Annotated in this window: 15 protein-coding genes and 1 tRNA gene; 7 read left to right on the top strand and 9 right to left on the bottom strand. The window is 69.4% G+C overall.

What is annotated here, in order from left to right:
• Both CK240_RS19235 and CK240_RS12600 read left to right on the top strand, forming a co-directional pair.
• On the top strand, positions 1–651 hold a 651-nt coding region (locus CK240_RS19235; RefSeq protein WP_240517406.1), incomplete at its 5' end, for a hypothetical protein.
• A 38-nt stretch (positions 652–689) separates the two neighbouring features.
• Complete coding sequence (locus CK240_RS12600) at positions 690–1,097, top strand: hypothetical protein (RefSeq protein ID WP_135058840.1); 408 nt, start codon at positions 690–692, stop codon at positions 1,095–1,097.
• A 243-nt stretch (positions 1,098–1,340) separates the two neighbouring features.
• Here CK240_RS12600 and CK240_RS12595 read toward each other — a convergent pair.
• The 8 genes from CK240_RS12595 to CK240_RS19685 form a co-directional block, all read right to left on the bottom strand.
• Positions 1,341–1,436: transfer RNA gene (locus CK240_RS12595), tRNA-Sec, on the bottom strand.
• A complete protein-coding gene (selB, locus tag CK240_RS12590; RefSeq protein ID WP_095640690.1) occupies positions 1,437–3,350 on the bottom strand; it encodes a selenocysteine-specific translation elongation factor in 1,914 nt (637 codons plus the stop codon).
• Complete coding sequence (gene selA, locus CK240_RS12585; protein WP_095640689.1) at positions 3,347–4,714, bottom strand: L-seryl-tRNA(Sec) selenium transferase; 1,368 nt, start codon at positions 4,712–4,714, stop codon at positions 3,347–3,349. Before selA ends, selB begins: the two co-directional genes overlap by 4 nt.
• Positions 4,714–5,631, bottom strand: coding sequence for a formate dehydrogenase accessory protein FdhE (fdhE, locus tag CK240_RS12580; protein ID WP_095640688.1), 918 nt, complete (start codon positions 5,629–5,631; stop codon positions 4,714–4,716). Before fdhE ends, selA begins: the two co-directional genes overlap by 1 nt.
• A 36-nt stretch (positions 5,632–5,667) precedes the next feature.
• A complete protein-coding gene (locus CK240_RS12575; protein WP_095640687.1) occupies positions 5,668–6,354 on the bottom strand; it encodes a formate dehydrogenase subunit gamma in 687 nt (228 codons plus the stop codon).
• Positions 6,354–7,364 carry a formate dehydrogenase subunit beta gene (fdxH, locus tag CK240_RS12570; protein ID WP_240517405.1) on the bottom strand — a complete coding sequence of 337 codons (1,011 nt, stop codon included), beginning with the start codon at positions 7,362–7,364 and terminating at the stop codon, positions 6,354–6,356. Before fdxH ends, CK240_RS12575 begins: the two co-directional genes overlap by 1 nt.
• The gene (fdnG, locus tag CK240_RS12565) at positions 7,361–9,832 is read right to left on the bottom strand and encodes a formate dehydrogenase-N subunit alpha (protein WP_205957829.1); all 2,472 of its coding nucleotides are present in this window, start codon (positions 9,830–9,832) and stop codon (positions 7,361–7,363) included. Before fdnG ends, fdxH begins: the two co-directional genes overlap by 4 nt.
• A 12-nt stretch (positions 9,833–9,844) precedes the next feature.
• Positions 9,845–10,438 carry a molybdopterin-dependent oxidoreductase gene (locus CK240_RS19685; RefSeq protein WP_095640684.1) on the bottom strand — a complete coding sequence of 198 codons (594 nt, stop codon included), beginning with the start codon at positions 10,436–10,438 and terminating at the stop codon, positions 9,845–9,847.
• A 207-nt stretch (positions 10,439–10,645) separates the two neighbouring features.
• Here CK240_RS19685 and selD point away from each other — a divergent pair, with 207 nt between their 5' ends.
• The gene (gene selD / locus CK240_RS12555) at positions 10,646–11,689 is read left to right on the top strand and encodes a selenide, water dikinase SelD (RefSeq protein WP_095640683.1); all 1,044 of its coding nucleotides are present in this window, start codon (positions 10,646–10,648) and stop codon (positions 11,687–11,689) included.
• 162 nt (positions 11,690–11,851) lie between these two features.
• Here the strand turns inward: selD and efp are convergent, their stop codons facing one another.
• Complete coding sequence (efp, locus tag CK240_RS12550) at positions 11,852–12,418, bottom strand: elongation factor P (RefSeq protein WP_090757324.1); 567 nt, start codon at positions 12,416–12,418, stop codon at positions 11,852–11,854.
• 77 nt (positions 12,419–12,495) lie between these two features.
• On the opposite strand from efp, the gene epmA reads away from it, so the two are divergent.
• From epmA to CK240_RS12530, 4 genes are all read left to right on the top strand, one after another.
• Entirely contained in the window at positions 12,496–13,533 is a 1,038-nt protein-coding gene (gene epmA, locus CK240_RS12545) for an EF-P lysine aminoacylase EpmA (protein ID WP_095640682.1), read from the top strand.
• Between the two features lie 166 nt (positions 13,534–13,699).
• Entirely contained in the window at positions 13,700–14,557 is an 858-nt protein-coding gene (locus CK240_RS12540) for a putative selenate ABC transporter substrate-binding protein (RefSeq protein ID WP_095640681.1), read from the top strand.
• A 7-nt stretch (positions 14,558–14,564) separates the two neighbouring features.
• Positions 14,565–15,227, top strand: a complete 663-nt coding sequence (locus tag CK240_RS12535) for an ATP-binding cassette domain-containing protein (RefSeq protein WP_095640680.1) — start codon at positions 14,565–14,567, stop codon at positions 15,225–15,227.
• Positions 15,220–16,725, top strand: coding sequence for a PhnE/PtxC family ABC transporter permease (locus CK240_RS12530; RefSeq protein ID WP_095640679.1), 1,506 nt, complete (start codon positions 15,220–15,222; stop codon positions 16,723–16,725). The genes CK240_RS12535 and CK240_RS12530 overlap by 8 nt, the downstream gene beginning before the upstream one ends.

The following is a 16,725-nucleotide window of genomic DNA, read 5'->3' as shown; positions in this document are numbered from 1 at the left end:
CCTGCCGCCCCTGCCGCGACACCGGCTCCGCCGGTGCCCGCCGCGCCGGGCGCGACCGCCACCGCGGCGGCCGAGCCGCCTGCCTTCACACCGGTTCCGACCAACGACCCCCAGATTCCGGCGCCTATCGCCGCCCGTGCCGTTGCGCCGGACTACACGCCTCCGCCCGCGCCCGAGGCTGCCCAGGCGCAGGCCGCCAACACGGCCACGGCCTCGCCCCAGCCCGCCCCCATCGTGAACGGGGTGCCGGTCGAGCCCGCCCAGGCCGCGATGCCGCAGACCACCGCGCAGGCGCTGGCAACCCCGGCGCCGGTCAACACCACGCCGGCGCAGGCGCTGGCGCACAGCGATACCCCGCCGATCCAAACGGCGCAGGGTGCGGTTCCGGCCGGCTCGCAGGCGGCCGCCAACATCCAGCCGCCCTCGGACCAGTCCACGGCAGGGTCCGAGCAGGCCGAGGACGGCGTGGCGACTCCTGCCACGGCACCTGACCGCGCAACGGCGGACGGCACGGCGCCAGGCAACTCGGGTTCGACTGGCTGGACAGGGGGCACGGGCGGGTCGCAGATCGGCACTAACACGGCCGGCGCAGTTCCCGAATCCAAGACCTGGCAGCCGCCAACCGCCCGCGGCCTGGACCTGAGGGGCTGAGCCACCTGCTATTCGGCGCGAAAGGCTCTGCCGGAGGTTTGACGCGTTCTGTGCAGGGCGGAGCAAATGGTCGGTCGGGCGGCAAAGGCGTGATGGGTTTCGGCCGGTTCCGGACGGATCCAACCTTTGATGAATTCGTCTGGCTTGCGCCGATGCACAGCGTCGGCGCAGTCGTCGTGCTGGTGGCGCTTGTTTCCGGAAGCTACGCCCTGGCCACCGGGGAGTCAGCGACTACGGCCCTCAGCGGCGCCGGGGCCGGCATCATCCTTGTGCCGATGCTGGGGGTGGCCATTGTTACAATGAACATGGTTCTCGCCTGTCTTCCGTCCGCTGTGGCATGGCACCTGACGCTGCGGTTGACCCTTGCCCGCCTTGGACGTCGAGAAGCCATCAGGGCGGCCGCCGCCGCGGCGGCCGTAAAAGCCAACCTAATCCTTGCCCTGTAGGGATCGATCTTTCTTCTGCCGCAGGACCGATCAACCGCCCTGGGCATGCCCGTTCATCTGCGAAGCGTTGCCATCCTCATGGCTGTGTCCGTTGTCGTCTCAATCTGGACCGCCGACAGGATCGAGAAACAAAAGCATGCTTGACGACGCGGCCCATGACCCGGCCCGCGCCCCTGTCCACCGCGTCGCAGGGATGCCTTGGGACAAGGAACGTATCAGCTAGTCCGGCGGGGCCTTTCGCATTGGCGGAGGAGAATGGGAGTCGAACCCACCCGGGACAGGCGCGCTGCCCCAACCGGATTTGAAGTCCGGCCGCCCCACCGGGGACGATTCTCCTCCTCAGCCGAAAAGATCGGCGCGATGGGAATTGATGCGCCGCAGATCGCCCCGGCGCAAGGTGACTCCCTGCCGATCATAGAAGTCGAGGATCTCGATGGCCACCTTGCGGCCGTTCTGGACCCGGTCACGAAAGGCGGGGGCGGTGACCCAGCCGTCGGGTGCACCGGACTGCACCTCGGCGATGATGCGGACCATCTCGGCCGTGGTCGCGCGCAGGAAGAAATGGTCGTGGCGGATCTGGTCCACGCGTCCCTGCCGGGCGGCCATCCGCAGAACGCGGCGCACGTCGGCCTCGGGGATGTCCCAGGAGGTCGCCATGTCGCGCACGCGCGGCGGACGGAACCGCGCCTCGCCCGACAGTTCGGGGACGATGCGGGCGTAAAGCGCCTCGTCCTCCTCGGACAAACGCACGGCATGGCCCGGAAGGCGCAGGAAGGCGCCTTCGGCCACGATGTCGCCCGCCGCGATCCGTTCGGACAGGAAGGCGGCAAAGGCATCCTTGGGCAGGCGCGGGGTCAGGGCAAGCCGCAGCCTTTCGCGGCCCAGCCCCTGCATCTCGGGGGATTCCTCGTGAAAGCGGGCGAGCCTGTCCAGCATCCCCGCCACCAGCCCGCGATGGGTCAGGGGCGAGATCGCCACGCGGGATGCGCCCGCTTCCAGCACCGTGACGCCATCGGTCACGCGCCGCGCCTCGTTCTCGCCGAGCGCCCGGTCGCGCAGGAAGGCGGTCAGATCGACGACATGGGGCGGGGCGGCAAGCATCGCCTGCAGGGCCTCGGCCGGGTCGGGCCTAGCCGCCGCCTGAAGCTGGGCCAGCCGCTCGGGCGTGCGGCGGCGGCGGGTTGGGGCGCGCAGGTCCAGGAAGGCGCCCCCGCCGACCGTGCGCCGGGCCGAAACATCGCGCAGGATATAGCGGTCGCCCACCGCCGCCGCGATGGGCTGGTCCAGAACAAGCTGCGCCAGTCCCTCGGATCCCGGCGCCAGCGGACCTTCCAGCGGCACGATCCGCGCGCCGACCTCGGCCGCACCGCTGTGCAGGCGGGCGGGGAACCAGGTGCCGACCGGGCGCGGCTCGGAGCCCAGCACCCGCAGGCTGACGTCGATGCGGTCGGTGGGGGCGTGCAACGCCGGGTCAAGCACCACGTCGCCGCGCCGGACCGCCTCGCGCCCGATCCCCTCGCCCGCAAGGTTCAGCGCGCAGCGCTGGCCTGCGACGCCCATCTGCACCGGCTGGTTCTGCGCATGGATCGCCCTGACCCGCGCCGTCAGGCCCCGGGGCGAGACGCTGACCGTGTCGCCCACCGCCACCCGACCCGACAGCACCGTGCCGGTGATGACCGTGCCCGCGCCCCTGAGCGTGAAGCTGCGGTCCACGCCAAGGCGGAAGCGCGCGTCCTCGGCCCGTGCCGTGGTCTGGGCCTCGGCTTCGGCCAGCGCGGCGCGCAGGGCGTCGATGCCCTCGCCGGTGACGGTCGAGACGGGGATCACCGGCGCGCCTTCCAGCCCGGTCCCGTCCAGCAGCGCCGCGATCTCGGCGGCGACCTCCGCGCGGCGTGCCGGGTCGGCCAGATCCGCCTTGCTCAGTGCGACGATGCCGCGGTGGACGCCCAGAAGGTCGAGGATCGCCAGATGCTCGCGCGTTTGCGGCATTACCCCGTCGTCGGTGGCAACCACCAGCAGCGCAAGGTCGATGCCCCCCGCGCCCGCAAGCATCGTGTGAACGAAGCGCTCGTGCCCCGGCACGTCCACGAAGCCGGTGATGGCGCCGGTGCCCAGGTCGGCATAGGCGAAGCCCAGCTCGATGGTGATGCCGCGCACCTTTTCCTCGGCCAGCCGGTCGGCATCCACGCCGGTCAGCGCGCGGACCAGCGCGGTCTTGCCGTGATCGATATGCCCCGCCGTCCCGACGATCATCGCGCCGCCAGCGCCCCCAGCAGCGTGCCGTCATCCGGCAGGCAGCGCAGGTCCAGCAGCAGCGCGCCGTCGCGGATGCGGCCGATCACCGGCAGCGGCAGGGCGCGCAGCCGGGCCGCCAGCTTCTCGGGCGCCTCGCCGCCTTGGCCTGTGAAGGCCAGCGCCGCCGAGGGCAGGGTTTCCACCGGCAGCGCGCCCGAGCCGATCTGGCTGGAACAGTCCACCACCTTTACCCGGTAGTCCGGCAGCATCGCCGCCACCGGGGCGAGCAGCCGAAGGGCCTGCGCGGCGATCTCCTCGCGCCGGCGGGTCAGCATCCGCAGCGTGGGCAGCCGCTCTGCCAGACGGTCGGGGTCGCGGTAAAGGCGCAGGGTCGCCTCGATGGCGGCAAGGCGGATCTTGTCCAGCCGCAGCGCGCGCTTGAGCGGGTTGCGGTTGATCCGGGCGATCAGGTCAGGCCGTCCCACGATGAAGCCCGCCTGCGGCCCCCCCAGCAGCTTGTCGCCGGAAAAGGTCACGATGTCCGCGCCCTCGGCCACGGCCTGCCGCACCGTGGGCTCGGCCGGAAGGCCCCAGCGCGTCATGTCTACCAGCGTGCCCGAGCCGAGGTCGTTCAGCATCGGTACGCCCGCCTCGCGCGCCATGGCCGCGACCTCGGCGGCGGGCACCGCCGCCGTGAAGCCCTCGATGCGGTAGTTCGAGGGATGGACCTTCATCATCAGCGCCGTCTGCGGCGTGACCGCGTTCCCGTAGTCGCGGGGATGGGTGCGGTTGGTGGTGCCGACCTCGACCAGCCGGACGCCCGCGCGGGCCATGATGTCGGGAATGCGGAAGGCGCCGCCGATTTCCACAAGCTCGCCGCGCGAAACGATGGCCTCGCGCCCCTCGGCCAGCGCGTTCAGCACCAGCAGGACGGCGGCGGCGTTGTTGTTGACGACGGTGGCTGCCTCGGCCCCGGTCAGTTCGCAGATCAGCGGAGCGACCAGCGCGTCCCGCTCGCCCCGCCGCCCCGTGGAAAGGTCGAATTCCAGCGCCGCGGGGTGGCGCATGGCCGCGCTTGCGGCCTCGACGGCCACCTCGGCCAGGACCGCGCGGCCCAGGTTCGTGTGCAGCACCGTGCCGGTCAGGTTCAGCACCGGGGGCAGGGCGCTTTGCGCGCCCGCTTCCAGCGCCTCGGCCGCGCGGGACGCAATCGCGGCGCCGTCAGGTGCCGCGCCGCCCCTGCGGACGGCCTCGCGCGCGTTCTCCAGCGCTGCGCGCAGGGCGTCGGTGACAGCCGCGCGGCCATGGCGCGCGACCAGCGCCTGGCCTTCGACGCCGGACAGCAGGCGATCGACCGAGGGCAGGGCCCGCAGCCCCTGCATCAGTAGCCGATCAGGAAGGGGTTGAACCCGGCCCGGCGCCACTTGCCGCCCTGCATCAGCGCATCGAGCCCCAGGCTCGCGACGTCATCGGCGACAGCTTCAAGCGCGGGGTTCCTGTTCTGGGCCATCTGCTTGACCCAGGACTCGCATTCATCGCAGGTCTCGGCCTTGACCTGTGCATCGCCCGAGCCGTCGTTCACGGCCTGGAAGGCGATACCCTTGGTCGAGCCGCAGGACAGGCATTTCACCCGCACCTCGTTCCACAGGGTCTGGCAGCAGGCGCAGGCGGCATAGCGGGCGCCCTCGGCCCCCATGACGCCGGTGACGACCGACGCGGCGGGCTTGCCGCCGCAGACGGGACAGACGCCCGTGCGGATCGGGACCAACTGGTCCGCATCCAAGGTCGCGGCCAGCCCCGCCATATGGGCCTGGACGGCGGCGGCCACGAACAGGTGCGGCGCGGCGCTGTCGGCGGGGATGAGGTCATCCATGACGTTGGACAGAAGCCAGCGCCGGTCCTCGGGCGTGGCGGCCCGCAGCGCGTCCAGCGCCAGCCGTGCCTCGGCGGGCATCCCGATCTCGCGCGCGCGTTCCAGCAGGGCGTCCAGCGTGGCGGCAAGCCCCGCGTCATCCACCAGCGCGCGCCGGTCCAGCGGCGGCATCCGCGAGGCCCGCGCCAGCGCGAGGCGGTCCCCGGCCGGTGCCTCGGGCGCGGGCAGATCGGCGCACAGCCGCGCCTGCACCCGGCACAGCGCCGCGAGGAAAAGAAGATAAGGGGAAAGGTTGGATCCCTCGGCCAGGCGCTCGAAGCGGTCGGCGCGCTGGGCGAACAGCCGTTCGGGCTTGGGCAGAACGGCAAGCGGCGGCGTCGGAACGCCGCCGATCATGTCGGGCCGGGCCTCGATGGTGTCGGACATGGTGCCTCCTCGGGCCGGACCGGCCACTGCGAAGGCTTACTCTGCCGGTTTGGTGCGCTGGCGTCTAGCCAGTTCCCGCAGCCATTTCCGGTGGTGCCGCCACGACCAGCCGCCCGTTACCGTGCCCCGCGTCATCGCCCGCAGCGTGCCGCGGGTCCAGAGGGCCGCGAAGATGTGCAGGATGAAGACCAGCACGATCAGCACCGCCGAGACGGAATGCACGAAGATCGCGATCCGCCGCGTCTCGATGGACACCAGATGCGGGAAATACTGGTACCACATCATGATGCCGGTGATCAGCAGGGCGAGGATCAGCCAGAACATCCCCCAGAAGACGGTCTTCTGGCCGAAGTTGTACTTGCCGAGTTCCGGCAGGCGCTCCTCGTGGCCGGTGATCACGTCCTTGATGTTGGCGGTCCAGACCAGGTCCTCGCGCCGGATGATGTTCAGGTGCACGAGCTGGAAGAACATCCCCAGGAAGCTGACCGTCAGCGCGATGCCCACGAAGGGATGCAGCCAGCGCGTCGTCTGCCCGCCGCCGAACAGGGCGGTCAGCCCGTAAAGCGACGGGTGGAAGAAGGCGAAGCCCGACAGCATCAGGACGATGAAGCAGATCGCGGTGAACCAGTGGTTCCAGCGGGTGAAGGCGATGTACCGCCTCACCTCGACCGGCTCCAGCTGGACGATCTCGTCCGTGGGTTCAGAGAACTTGCGTTCGACCATCAGGCACTCCCCTTGTCATGGGGCCGCTCGACGGGGGCGCCACGCAGTTCTTCCTGGACCAGTTCGCGGGCCTCGGCCTCGTCCTCCTGGCTGACGCTGTTGCCGCGGTGGAACAGCGCCATGGCAGCCGCGCCGATGGCCGCAAGGCCGACGGCGGCGATGCCCACGGGCTTGGCCGGACCCTTCCAGTTCCGCACCACGTCCGAGATCTTGGGATCCTCGGGCAGCCCGTCGTAGATCTGCGGCTTGTCGTTGTGATGCAGCACATACATCACATGCGTGCCGCCCACGCCCGCCGGGTCGTAAAGCCCCGCGTTGTCGTAGCCGCGCGACTTCAGGTCCTCGACCCGCTCGGCGGCCAGGGCGGTCATGTCCTCCTTGGTGCCGAAGGTGATCGCGTGCGTCGGGCAGGCCTTGGCGCAGGCCGGACCCTGTCCCACCGCCACCCGGTCCGAGCAGAGGGTGCATTTCTGGGCCACATGCGTCTTCTGGCTGATGCGCGGGATGTTGAAGGGGCATCCCGAAACGCAGTAGCCGCAGCCGATGCAGTTCTCGTGGATGAAATCCACGATGCCGTTGGAATACTGCACGATGGCGCCGGGGGCCGGGCAGGCCTTGAGGCAGCCCGGTTCCGCGCAATGCATGCAGCCGTCCTTGCGGATCAGCCACTCGAAGTCGCCCGTGTCCGGGTTGTCGTATTCGGTGAACCGCATCAGCGTGAACATCTCGGGCGTCAGGTCGTGGGGGTTTTCGTAAACCCCCACGTTGACCCCGACTTCCGGCTGGGTGTCGTTCCACTCGATGCAGGCCGACTGGCAGGCCTTGCAGCCGATGCACTTGCTGACGTCGATCAGCTTGGCGACCTCGGTCAGCGGCTGCGGGTTTTCCGCGACCGGCCCCCCGGCCGAGGACCGGACGACATGCGCCTGGCCCAGGTTCGGGGGCACCGGATGCGTCGGCGGGTTCGCCGTCGCCGTGCGGGGGCTGTCCATGTTGGGTGCGATTGTCACGACACGGCCTCCCCGACGGCAGGTTCGATGTTGACAAGGAACGCCTTGAACTCCGGCGTCTCGATGTTGGCGTCACCGACGAAGGGCGTCAGGCTGTTCGGCCCCCAGCCCTTCTTCGCCGCGCCCACAAAGCCCCAGTGCAGCGGGATGCCGACCACATGAACGGTCTTGCCGTCGCAGATCATCGGCTTGATCCGCTTGGTGACCAGCGCCTTGGCCCAGACCTCGCCCCGCTTGGACCAGACACGGACGCGGCCGCCGCGCTCGATGCCCTTCTCGGCGGCCAGCTGCTCGCTGATCTCGACGAAGAACTCGGGCTGCAGCGTGGCATTCACCTTGTTGTGCTTGGTCCAGTAATGGAAGTGCTCGGTCAGGCGGTAGCTGGTCGCCACGAACGGGAACTCGTCCGAGGTGCCCATCTTCTCGACGTCGGAGGCGAAGACGCGCGCCACCGGGTTGCCGCGCATCCGGTCGTTGAAGACGTTCTGCACGGGGCTCTCGAAGGGCTCCATATGCGTCGGGAAGGGCCCGTCGCGCATCATGCCCCGCGAGAACAGGCGCGAGACGCCTTCCTGGTTCATGATGAACGGCATGACCTCGCCGGGCTTGGCGGTCGGCGAGATGTCGGGAATGTCGTTCCCTTCCCACCGCTCGCCGTTCCAGGCGATGATCGGACGCGACGGATCCCACGGCTGGCCCTGAAGGTCTGCCGAGGCCCGGTTGTAGAGCGTGCGGCGGTTCAGCGGCCAGCTCCAGGTCCAGTTGGAATAGACGCCCATGCCGCTGGGGTCGGAATTGTCCCGCCGCGCCATGTTGTTGCCGTCCTCGTTGTAGCTGCCGGAATAGATCCAGCAGCCCGAGGCCGTGGTGCCGTCGTCGCGCAGTTCCGCGAAGGACTTCACCTGCCTGCCGGCCGCGGTCAGCAGCTTGGTCTTGTCGGCAAGGTCGTAGACGTCCGCCAGCGCGCGCCCGTTCATTTCCCGCGCCAGTTCGTCCGGCGAGGGCTCGTGCTCGTCGGCATAGTCCCAGGTCAGGTTCAGGATCGGGTCCGGGAAGGCCCCGCCTTCCTTGCGGTAAAGCTCGCGCACCCGCAGGAAGATCTGCGCCATGATCCAGGTGTCGTACTTCGCCTGGCCGGGCATGTCCGACGCCTTCCAGTGCCACTGCAGCCAGCGGCCCGAGTTCACCAGCGCCCCTTCGTCCTCGGCGAAGCACGAGGTCGGAAGCTGGATCACCTCGGTCTGGATCGAGGCCGTGTCCACGTCGTTGTAGGCGCCGTGGTTTTCCCAGAAGCGGGCGGTCTCGGTTTCCAGCGGGTCCATGACGACCAGCATCTTCAGCTTGGACAGCGCCGAGGTGTTCTTGTTGCGGTTGGCCAGCGCCAGCAGCGGGTTGAACCCCTGGCAGAAGTAGAGGTTGACCCTCCCCTGGTCCATCAGCTCGAACATGCGCAGCATGTCATAGGCCGGCACGTCCAGCTTGGGCAGGTAGTGATAGGCCCAGTCGTTGTCCTTCTGGGCGGCCTCACCCCACATGGATTTCATAAATGAAACCATGAACTTGGGATAGTTCTGCCAGTAGCTGGTCTGACCCGGAAGCAGCGGCTTGAAGGCGCGCGACTTCATGTAGGTGGCCCAGTCGGGTTCCTTTTCCGTCGGGATGTTCAGGTATCCCGGGATCAGGTTCGACATCAGCCCCAGGTCGGTCAGGCCCTGGATGTTGGAATGGCCGCGCAGCGCGTTCATCCCGCCCCCGGGCACGCCGATGTTGCCCAGGATCAGCTGCAGCATGGCCATGCCGCGGATGTTCTGGGCGCCCTTGGAATGCTGCGTCCAGCCGAGCGCATACATCGAGGTCATGGTCTTCGTGGGCGAAGAGCATTCCCCGATCATCTCGGCGATCTTCAGGAAGCGGTCCTGCGGCGTGCCGGTGATCCGCTCGACCATCTCGGGGGTATAGACGTCCACATGCGCCTTGAGCAGGTTCCAGACGCAGCGCGGGTGCTGCAGCGTCGGGTCCGTCAGCATATAGCCGTCGGGGCCGATCTGATAGTCCCAGCTCGACTTGTCGTAGTCGCGCTTTTCCTCGTCATAGCCGGTGAACAGCCCGTCGGACCAGCCGAACTCCTCCTTCACGAGGAACGAGGCGTTGGTGAAGGCCTTCACGTATTCCCACTGCACCCTGTCGTTCTCGATCATGTAGCGGATGAGGCCCATGAGGAACGCGATGTCGGTGCCGGGACGGATCGGCGCATAGTAATCGGACACGGAGGCCGTGCGCGTGAACCGGGGGTCCACGACGATCAGCTTGGCGCCGCGATGGTGCTTGGCCTCGGTCACCCACTTGAAGCCGCACGGGTGCGCTTCGGCGGCGTTGCCGCCCATGACGATCACGAGGTCGGTATTCTTGATGTCGGTCCAGGAGTTCGTCATCGCTCCACGGCCAAAGGTCGGGCCCAAACTGGACACCGTGGGGCCGTGTCAGACGCGCGCCTGGTTGTCGAAACCTACAATACCCATCGACCGGACGACCTTGTAGGTCAGCCAGGCCGTTTCGTTGGTGGTTGCCGACGCCGCCAGGAAGCCCGTGGTCGTCCAGCGGTTCACCGGCACGCCAAGCTCGTTGGTGGCCAGGAAGTTCGCGTCGCGGTCGTCCTTGATCGCGCGGGCGATCCTGTCCAGCGCCTCGTCCCACGAGATCGGCTCGAACCGGTCGGACCCGGGACGGCGGACCATGGGCTCGGTCAGGCGCGTTTCGGCGTTGACGAAGTCCTTCAGCGCCGCGCCCTTGGGGCAGAGCGTGCCGCGGTTGGTCGGATGGTCGGCGTCGCCCTCGATATGGACGACCCGGCGCGCGCCGGTGTCATCGGGGCGTGCATAGATGATGATGCCGCAGGCGACCGAGCAATAGGGGCAGGTGTTGCGGGTCTCGGTGGTCTGGGCCAGCTTGAAGTCGCGCACATGCGCGAGTTCCGCTGCCTCAGCCTTGCCGAAGCCCATGGCCCCCAGCGACGTCGCCGCGACTCCCGCACCCGCAAGCTTCAGGAAGCCGCGACGTGAGAGGTCGATGTTCATTCGATCCTCCTGTTGCCTGTCGATCAGATAGGTCCGCCGAGTTTGGGATATCTTGCCGTCCGGAGTCAATCGGAATAGGGGTTTTCACCCTTGTGATCACAAGGCTGTTGCCCGGATGGTTCCTGCCTTGTTCCCTGCGGCCCGGGGACGTGAACTCGGCCGCCGGGCGTGCTAGGGCAGGGTCATCCCGTCCCAGGAGCCTGGCCCATGACCGATGTTCCCCTTCGCCTGTCCCAACTGTCCCATGGCGGCGGCTGCGGCTGCAAGCTGGCCCCCGCCGTGCTGCGCGACCTTCTGGCCGGCCAGCCGGTGGCTCAGGTGTTCCCGCAGCTTCTGGTGGGCACCGAGACGGCCGACGATGCCGCCGTCTGGCAGATCGACGAGAAGACGGCCGTGATCGCGACCACGGACTTCTTCATGCCCATGGTGGACGACCCCCGCGCCTTTGGCCGCATCGCCGCGACCAACGCCATTTCCGACATCTATGCCATGGGCGGGCGGCCGATCATGGCGCTGGCGATCCTGGGGATGCCCATCGACAAGCTGCCGGTGGAAACCATCCGCGAGATCCTCGAAGGCGGCCGCTCCATCTGCGCCGAGGCGGGCATCCCGGTCGCGGGCGGCCATTCCATCGACTCGCCCGAGCCGATCTACGGTCTTGCAGTCATCGGGCTGGTGGATCCTTCGAAGCTGCGCCGGAACGCCGATGCGCGGGTGGGCGACGCTCTGATCCTGACAAAGGGCCTGGGCGTCGGCATCTATTCCGCCGCGATCAAGAAGGGCGCGCTGGACCAGGCGGGCATCGACGAGATGGTCACCTCGACCACCCTGCTGAACCGTGCGGGGGCGGACCTGGCCGAGGACGGGGCGGTCCATGCCCTCACCGACGTGACCGGCTTCGGCATCCTGGGCCACGGGCTCGAGGTCGCGCGCGGCTCGGGCGCAAGGGTGGTCATCGACCGCGCCGCGCTGCCGCTGCTGACCCGCGCCGCCGAACTGGCGCAGGCCGGGTTCGTCACCGGCGCCTCGACCCGCAACTGGGCCGCCTATGGCGCCGAGGTCACGCTGCCGGAAAACTGCCCCGACTGGCAGCGCGCCCTGCTGACGGACCCGCAGACCTCGGGCGGGCTGCTGGTCGCGGTCGCGCCCGAGGCGGCCGAGGGCTGGGTGCGGCGGCTGCGCGAGGCGGGCTATCCCTTGGCCTCGGTCGTGGGCCGGGTCGAGGAAGGCGAGGGCGTCGCCGTCACCTGAGAAGGCCCGCCCGCGTCACGGCCGCGATGCGGGTATTTGGGTCAGGAAGAAGCCCCGGCGTGCGGGTTGCACGATCCGGGGCTGCTTGGCCGGGTATCTTCTTCCTGATGGAAATACCCCTGCGGCGGCGCCACCCGGAACGGCGGCGCCGGTCCGGGCGCGTCAGTCCTTGGCGCGTTCCACGTAGGAATTGTCCTCGGTGTTGATCACGATGCGCGTGCCGACGCCGATATGCGGGGGCACCATGACGCGCAGGCCGTTGTCCACCGTGGCGGGCTTGTAGGAGGACGAGGCCGTCTGGCCCTTCACCACCGGCTCGGTTTCGGTGATCTCGACGGTGATCCGCTGGGGCAGCGTCATGGCGATCGGCACGCCGTTGTAGACCTGCAGGAACAGCCGCATGCCTTCCTGCAGATAGGCCTTCTGGTCGCCGACCATGTCCGCGGGGGCCACGACCTGCTCGTAGCTTTCCGGCTCCATGAAGTGGAAGCCTTCGCCGTCTTCATACAGGAAGTCGTAGGCGCGCTCGTCCACATGGGCGCGCTCGACCTGCTCGGTCGTGCGCCAGCGTTCGGAAACCTTCACGCCGTCGGCGATGCGGCGCATGTCCACCTGGGTCACGGGCGTGCCCTTGCCGGGATGGAAGTTCTGGGCGGTCAGGACGACATAGAGCTTGCCGTCCAGTTCGACCACGTTGCCTTTGCGCAGGCTGGATGCGATGACTTTCACGGGCGTCTTTCTTGCGATCTTGGGATGCGTGGATTATCGGCGCGCTCCTTAGCGCAAGCCTGTGGAATTCGCCAGCCATGACTGAAACGCCCTGGTGGGACGCCCATCGTCACGCCGACCGCCGCCCCTTGCTGCTGGCCCGCAACCGCATCCAGCGCGCCATCCGCCGCTGGCTGGACGCCGAGGGATTCACCGAGGCGGACCCGGCGGCGCTGGCGATCAGCCCCGGCAACGAGGCGCATCTGCACGGCTTCGCCACCGACGCCATCGGCAATGAAGGCGTGGCGCGGCGGATGTATCTGCACACCTCGCCCGAATTCGCCATGAAGAAGCTGCTGGCGGCAGGCGAGACCCGCATCGCCGCCTTTGCCCATGTCTGGCGCAACCGCGAGCGCGGACCCCTGCACAGCCCCGAGTTCACCATGCTGGAATGGTACCGGGTCGGCGAGGGCTACGAGGTGCTGATGGAGGACTGCGCCGCCCTTCTGCGGCTGGCGGCCGTTGGCGCGGGGGCGACGGAACTGCGCTTCCGCGGCCATCGCTGCGATCCCTTCGCCGCGCCCGAGCGGCTGTCGGTGGCCGAGGCCTTCCGGCGCCACGCCGACATCGACCTGCTGGCGACGGTCGGCGCGGATGGCGCGACCGACCGTGACGGGCTGGCGCGCCAGGCGCAGGCGGCCGGGCTGCGGGTGGCGCAGGACGACGGCTGGTCCGACATCCTCAGCCGCGTGCTCGTGACCCTGGTCGAGCCGCATCTGGGCCACGGCCGCGCCACGATCCTCGACCGCTATCCGGCGCCCGAGGCCGCGCTGGCCCGGCGCGCCCCGGATGACCCCCGCGTGGCCGAGCGCTTCGAGCTTTATGCCTGCGGGGTGGAGCTGGCGAACGGCTTCGGGGAACTGACCGACCCCGCCGAGCAGCGCCGCCGCTTTGCCGCCGAGATGGCCGAAAAGGCCCGCGTCTATGGCGAGGCCTATCCGCTGGACGAGGATTTCCTGGCCGCGCTGGCCCATATGCCGCCCGCGTCGGGGATCGCGCTGGGCTTCGACCGGCTGGTGATGCTGGCGACCGGGGCGCCCCGTATCGATGACGTGATGTGGACGCCCGTGCCCTGAGGGAGCCGTTCCCTTGCAACTTGCCGGGATTTCAGCAAGATGGGTCCAGACGATCCGATGCGCCGTGCGCGCTGCGACGTGCCGCGATCCGCGGCCGGGCCGGGGACCCGAGGGTTCCGGACCATATCGTCCCCGGAAGGCCCCACGTTCCTGATCTAGGTGATCCATGCGCCTGCCTGCCCGGCTTCTCGCCGCCGCCTGCCTGTTCCTTGCCTCGGCCGCCCAGGCCGAGACGCTGTATTTCTCGGCCATCCCCGACGAGGACGCGACCGCGCTGAGCGCGCGCTTTTCCAAGGTCGCGGACTACCTGTCCGACCGGCTGGGCGTCGAGGTCGAGTTCGTCCCGGTGAAGTCCTACCCCGCCGCCGTCACCGCCTTCACCAACGACCAGGTGCAGCTGGCCTGGTTCGGGGGCCTGACCTCGGTGCAGGCGAGGCTGGCCAACCCCGGCGCGCAGTCGATCGCGCAGGGGACCGAGGACCCGACCTTCATCAGCTACCTGATCGCCAACACGGCGACCGGCCTTGAGCCCTCGGACGCCTTCCCGCAGGGGGCCAGGGGAAAAAGCTTCACCTTCGGCGCCAAGACCTCGACCTCGGGGCGGCTGATGCCGGACTACTACATCCGGAAGGAAACGGGCGGCGCGCCCGAGGAGTTCTTCTCGACCGTGGGCTTTTCGGGCGATCACAGCCAGACGCTGCGGCTGGTCGCCTCGGGCGCCTATGACCTGGGCGTGCTGAACTATGCCGTTTATGACAAGGCCGTCGCCGATGGCGCGCCCGAGGTCGAGACGGCCAGGGTCATCTGGAAGACCCCGCCCTATCCCGACTACAACTGGGTGATCCGGGGCGACGTGGACGCGCGCTTCGGCGAGGGCTTCACGAAGAAGGTGCAGAACGCGCTGGTCGGCATGGGCGACCCCGAACTGCTGGCCTCCTTCCCGCGCGAGGGCTTCATCCCCGCTGAGAATGCCCAGTTCGACCCGATCGAGACCGTCGCGCGGGATCTCGGCCTGCTGGAATGACACGCGCATGACTCTGGCCGCCTTTCAGGGCGAGACGCTCGGCTATGGCGGCGCGGCCGTCCTGCGGGGCGTCACCCTGACGCTGGACCGGGGCGAGCGGCTGGTGCTGCTGGGCCGGTCGGGCGCGGGCAAGACAACCCTGCTGAACGCCCTTTACGACCGGCTGACCGGGGCGGGGCTGCGGGTGGCGCTGGCCCCCCAGGACCACGCGCTGGTCCCGCAACTGTCGGTGACGAAGAACGCGCTGATGGGCCGGCTGGACGACCACGGCGCGCTGCGGAACCTGTGGACGCTGTTGCACCCCCCCGCCCGTGACCGGGCCGAGGTTCGGGCGCTGCTGGACCCCTTGGGCCTTTCCGCGCAGGCCGACCGGCCGGTCGAGGCGCTGTCGGGCGGCCAGCGCCAGCGCACGGCGCTGGCCCGCGCGCTTTACCGCGGCGGCGAGGTGCTGATCGCGGACGAGCCCGTTTCGGCCGTGGACGAGACGCAGGCGGTCGCGCTGCTGGAGATGATGCGCGCGCATTTCCCCGCAAGCGTGCTGGCGCTGCATGACGTGGAACTGGCCCGCAGCTTCGCCACGCGCCTTGTGGGCATCCGCGCAGGCCGGATCGTCCTGGACGCGCCGCCCGGGGCCGTCAGCCCCGCCGCCATCGAGGCGCTTTATGCCTGAGCGCCTGTCCCGCCCCGCCGTCGCCCTGATCTTCGCGGCGCTCGGGCTGGCGCTGGTCCCCTTTGCCGACCTCGGCTGGGCCGGGCACGACCCCTGGGCGGCGCTGATGCGGATGGCGCGGGGCTTTCTTGCCCCCGACTTCGGTGCCATCGAGGAGATCGGCACGGCGCTGGTCTCGACCGTGGCCTTCGCGCTCTGCGGCGTGGCGGTCGGCGCGCTTGCCGGGCTGGCGCTGGCGCCCTTCTGGGCATCGGCCCTTGTCCGGGGGCTGTCGGTCGCGCTGCGCTCGGTGCACGAGCTGTTCTGGGCACTGTTGCTGATGCAGGTGCTCGGCATCAGCCCGGCTGCGGGGGTGCTGGCCATCGCGCTGCCCTATGCGGGCATCTTCGCCAAGGTCTTCGCCGAGCAGATCGAGGAGGCCGACCCCCGGCCCGCGCAGGTGCTGCCGCCCGGCACCGACCTCCTGTCCCGTTTTCTCTGGGCGCGGCTGCCGCTGATCTGGCCGGCGATGCGGTCCTATGTGCTGTATCGCGTGGAATGCGGACTTCGGTCCTCGGCGGTGCTGGGCTTCATCGGGCTGCCGACGCTGGGCTTCCAGCTGGATACCTTCTTCCGGCAGGGGGATTATGGCGCGGCCAGCGCCATCATGATCCTGTATGTGCTGCTGATCGCCACGATCCCGCTGTGGCTGCGGCTGCGGGCGGCCGTCCTGTGGCTGGCCGGTGCGGCGGCCTGGCTGGCGATGCTGGACCACCCGCCGATGGGCTCGGGCGCGCTGTGGCGGTTTCTCACCGTGGACATCGTCCCCGCCCCCCTGCGCCGGGGCGAGGGGCCGGACGGCCTGCTGCCCTGGCTGGGCGACATCCTCTGGACCCAGGGACTGCCCGGAGCCTGGGCGACAATCGTCGTGGGGCAGATCGCGCTGGTGCTGACGGGGGCCATCGCCTTCGCAGGCTTCGGGCTGGTCGTCGGCCGCGTCGCGGGCCGGGCGCGTCTGCTCGGCCACCTGGGGCTGGTCGTGCTGCGGTCCTTCCCCGAATACATGCTGGCCTACCTGTTCCTGCAGGTCTTCGGCCCCTCGATGCTGCCCGCGATCCTGGCGCTGGCGCTGCACAACGGCGCCATCATCGGCCATCTGCTGGGCCGCGAGGCCGAGGCCATTCCCCTGCGCCGGGATGCCCCGCAAGGCGTCACCCTCTGGGCCTGGGAACTCGCGCCGCGCCTGTTCGGCCGCTTTGTCGCCCTTTGCCTTTACCGGTGGGAGATCATCCTGCGCGAAACCGCCGTCATGGGCCTTCTGGGCATCGCCACGCTGGGCTTCTTCATCGACAGCGCCGTGGCCGAGCTGCGGCTGGACCGCGCGCTTGTCCTGCTGGTGGTCACGGGGGCGATCACGGCGGGGGCGGACGCGGCCTCGCGCGCCGTCCGCAGCCGCATGGGTGCGGTGCGCGAGGTCAGCACCCTGGACCGGGCGCTGAAGCCGCTGGAAACCGGCTGA

The organism is Paracoccus salipaludis (genome assembly GCF_002287065.1).
Lineage (GTDB): Bacteria > Pseudomonadota > Alphaproteobacteria > Rhodobacterales > Rhodobacteraceae > Paracoccus > Paracoccus salipaludis.
This window is presented reverse-complemented; position numbering and strand designations above follow the sequence as displayed.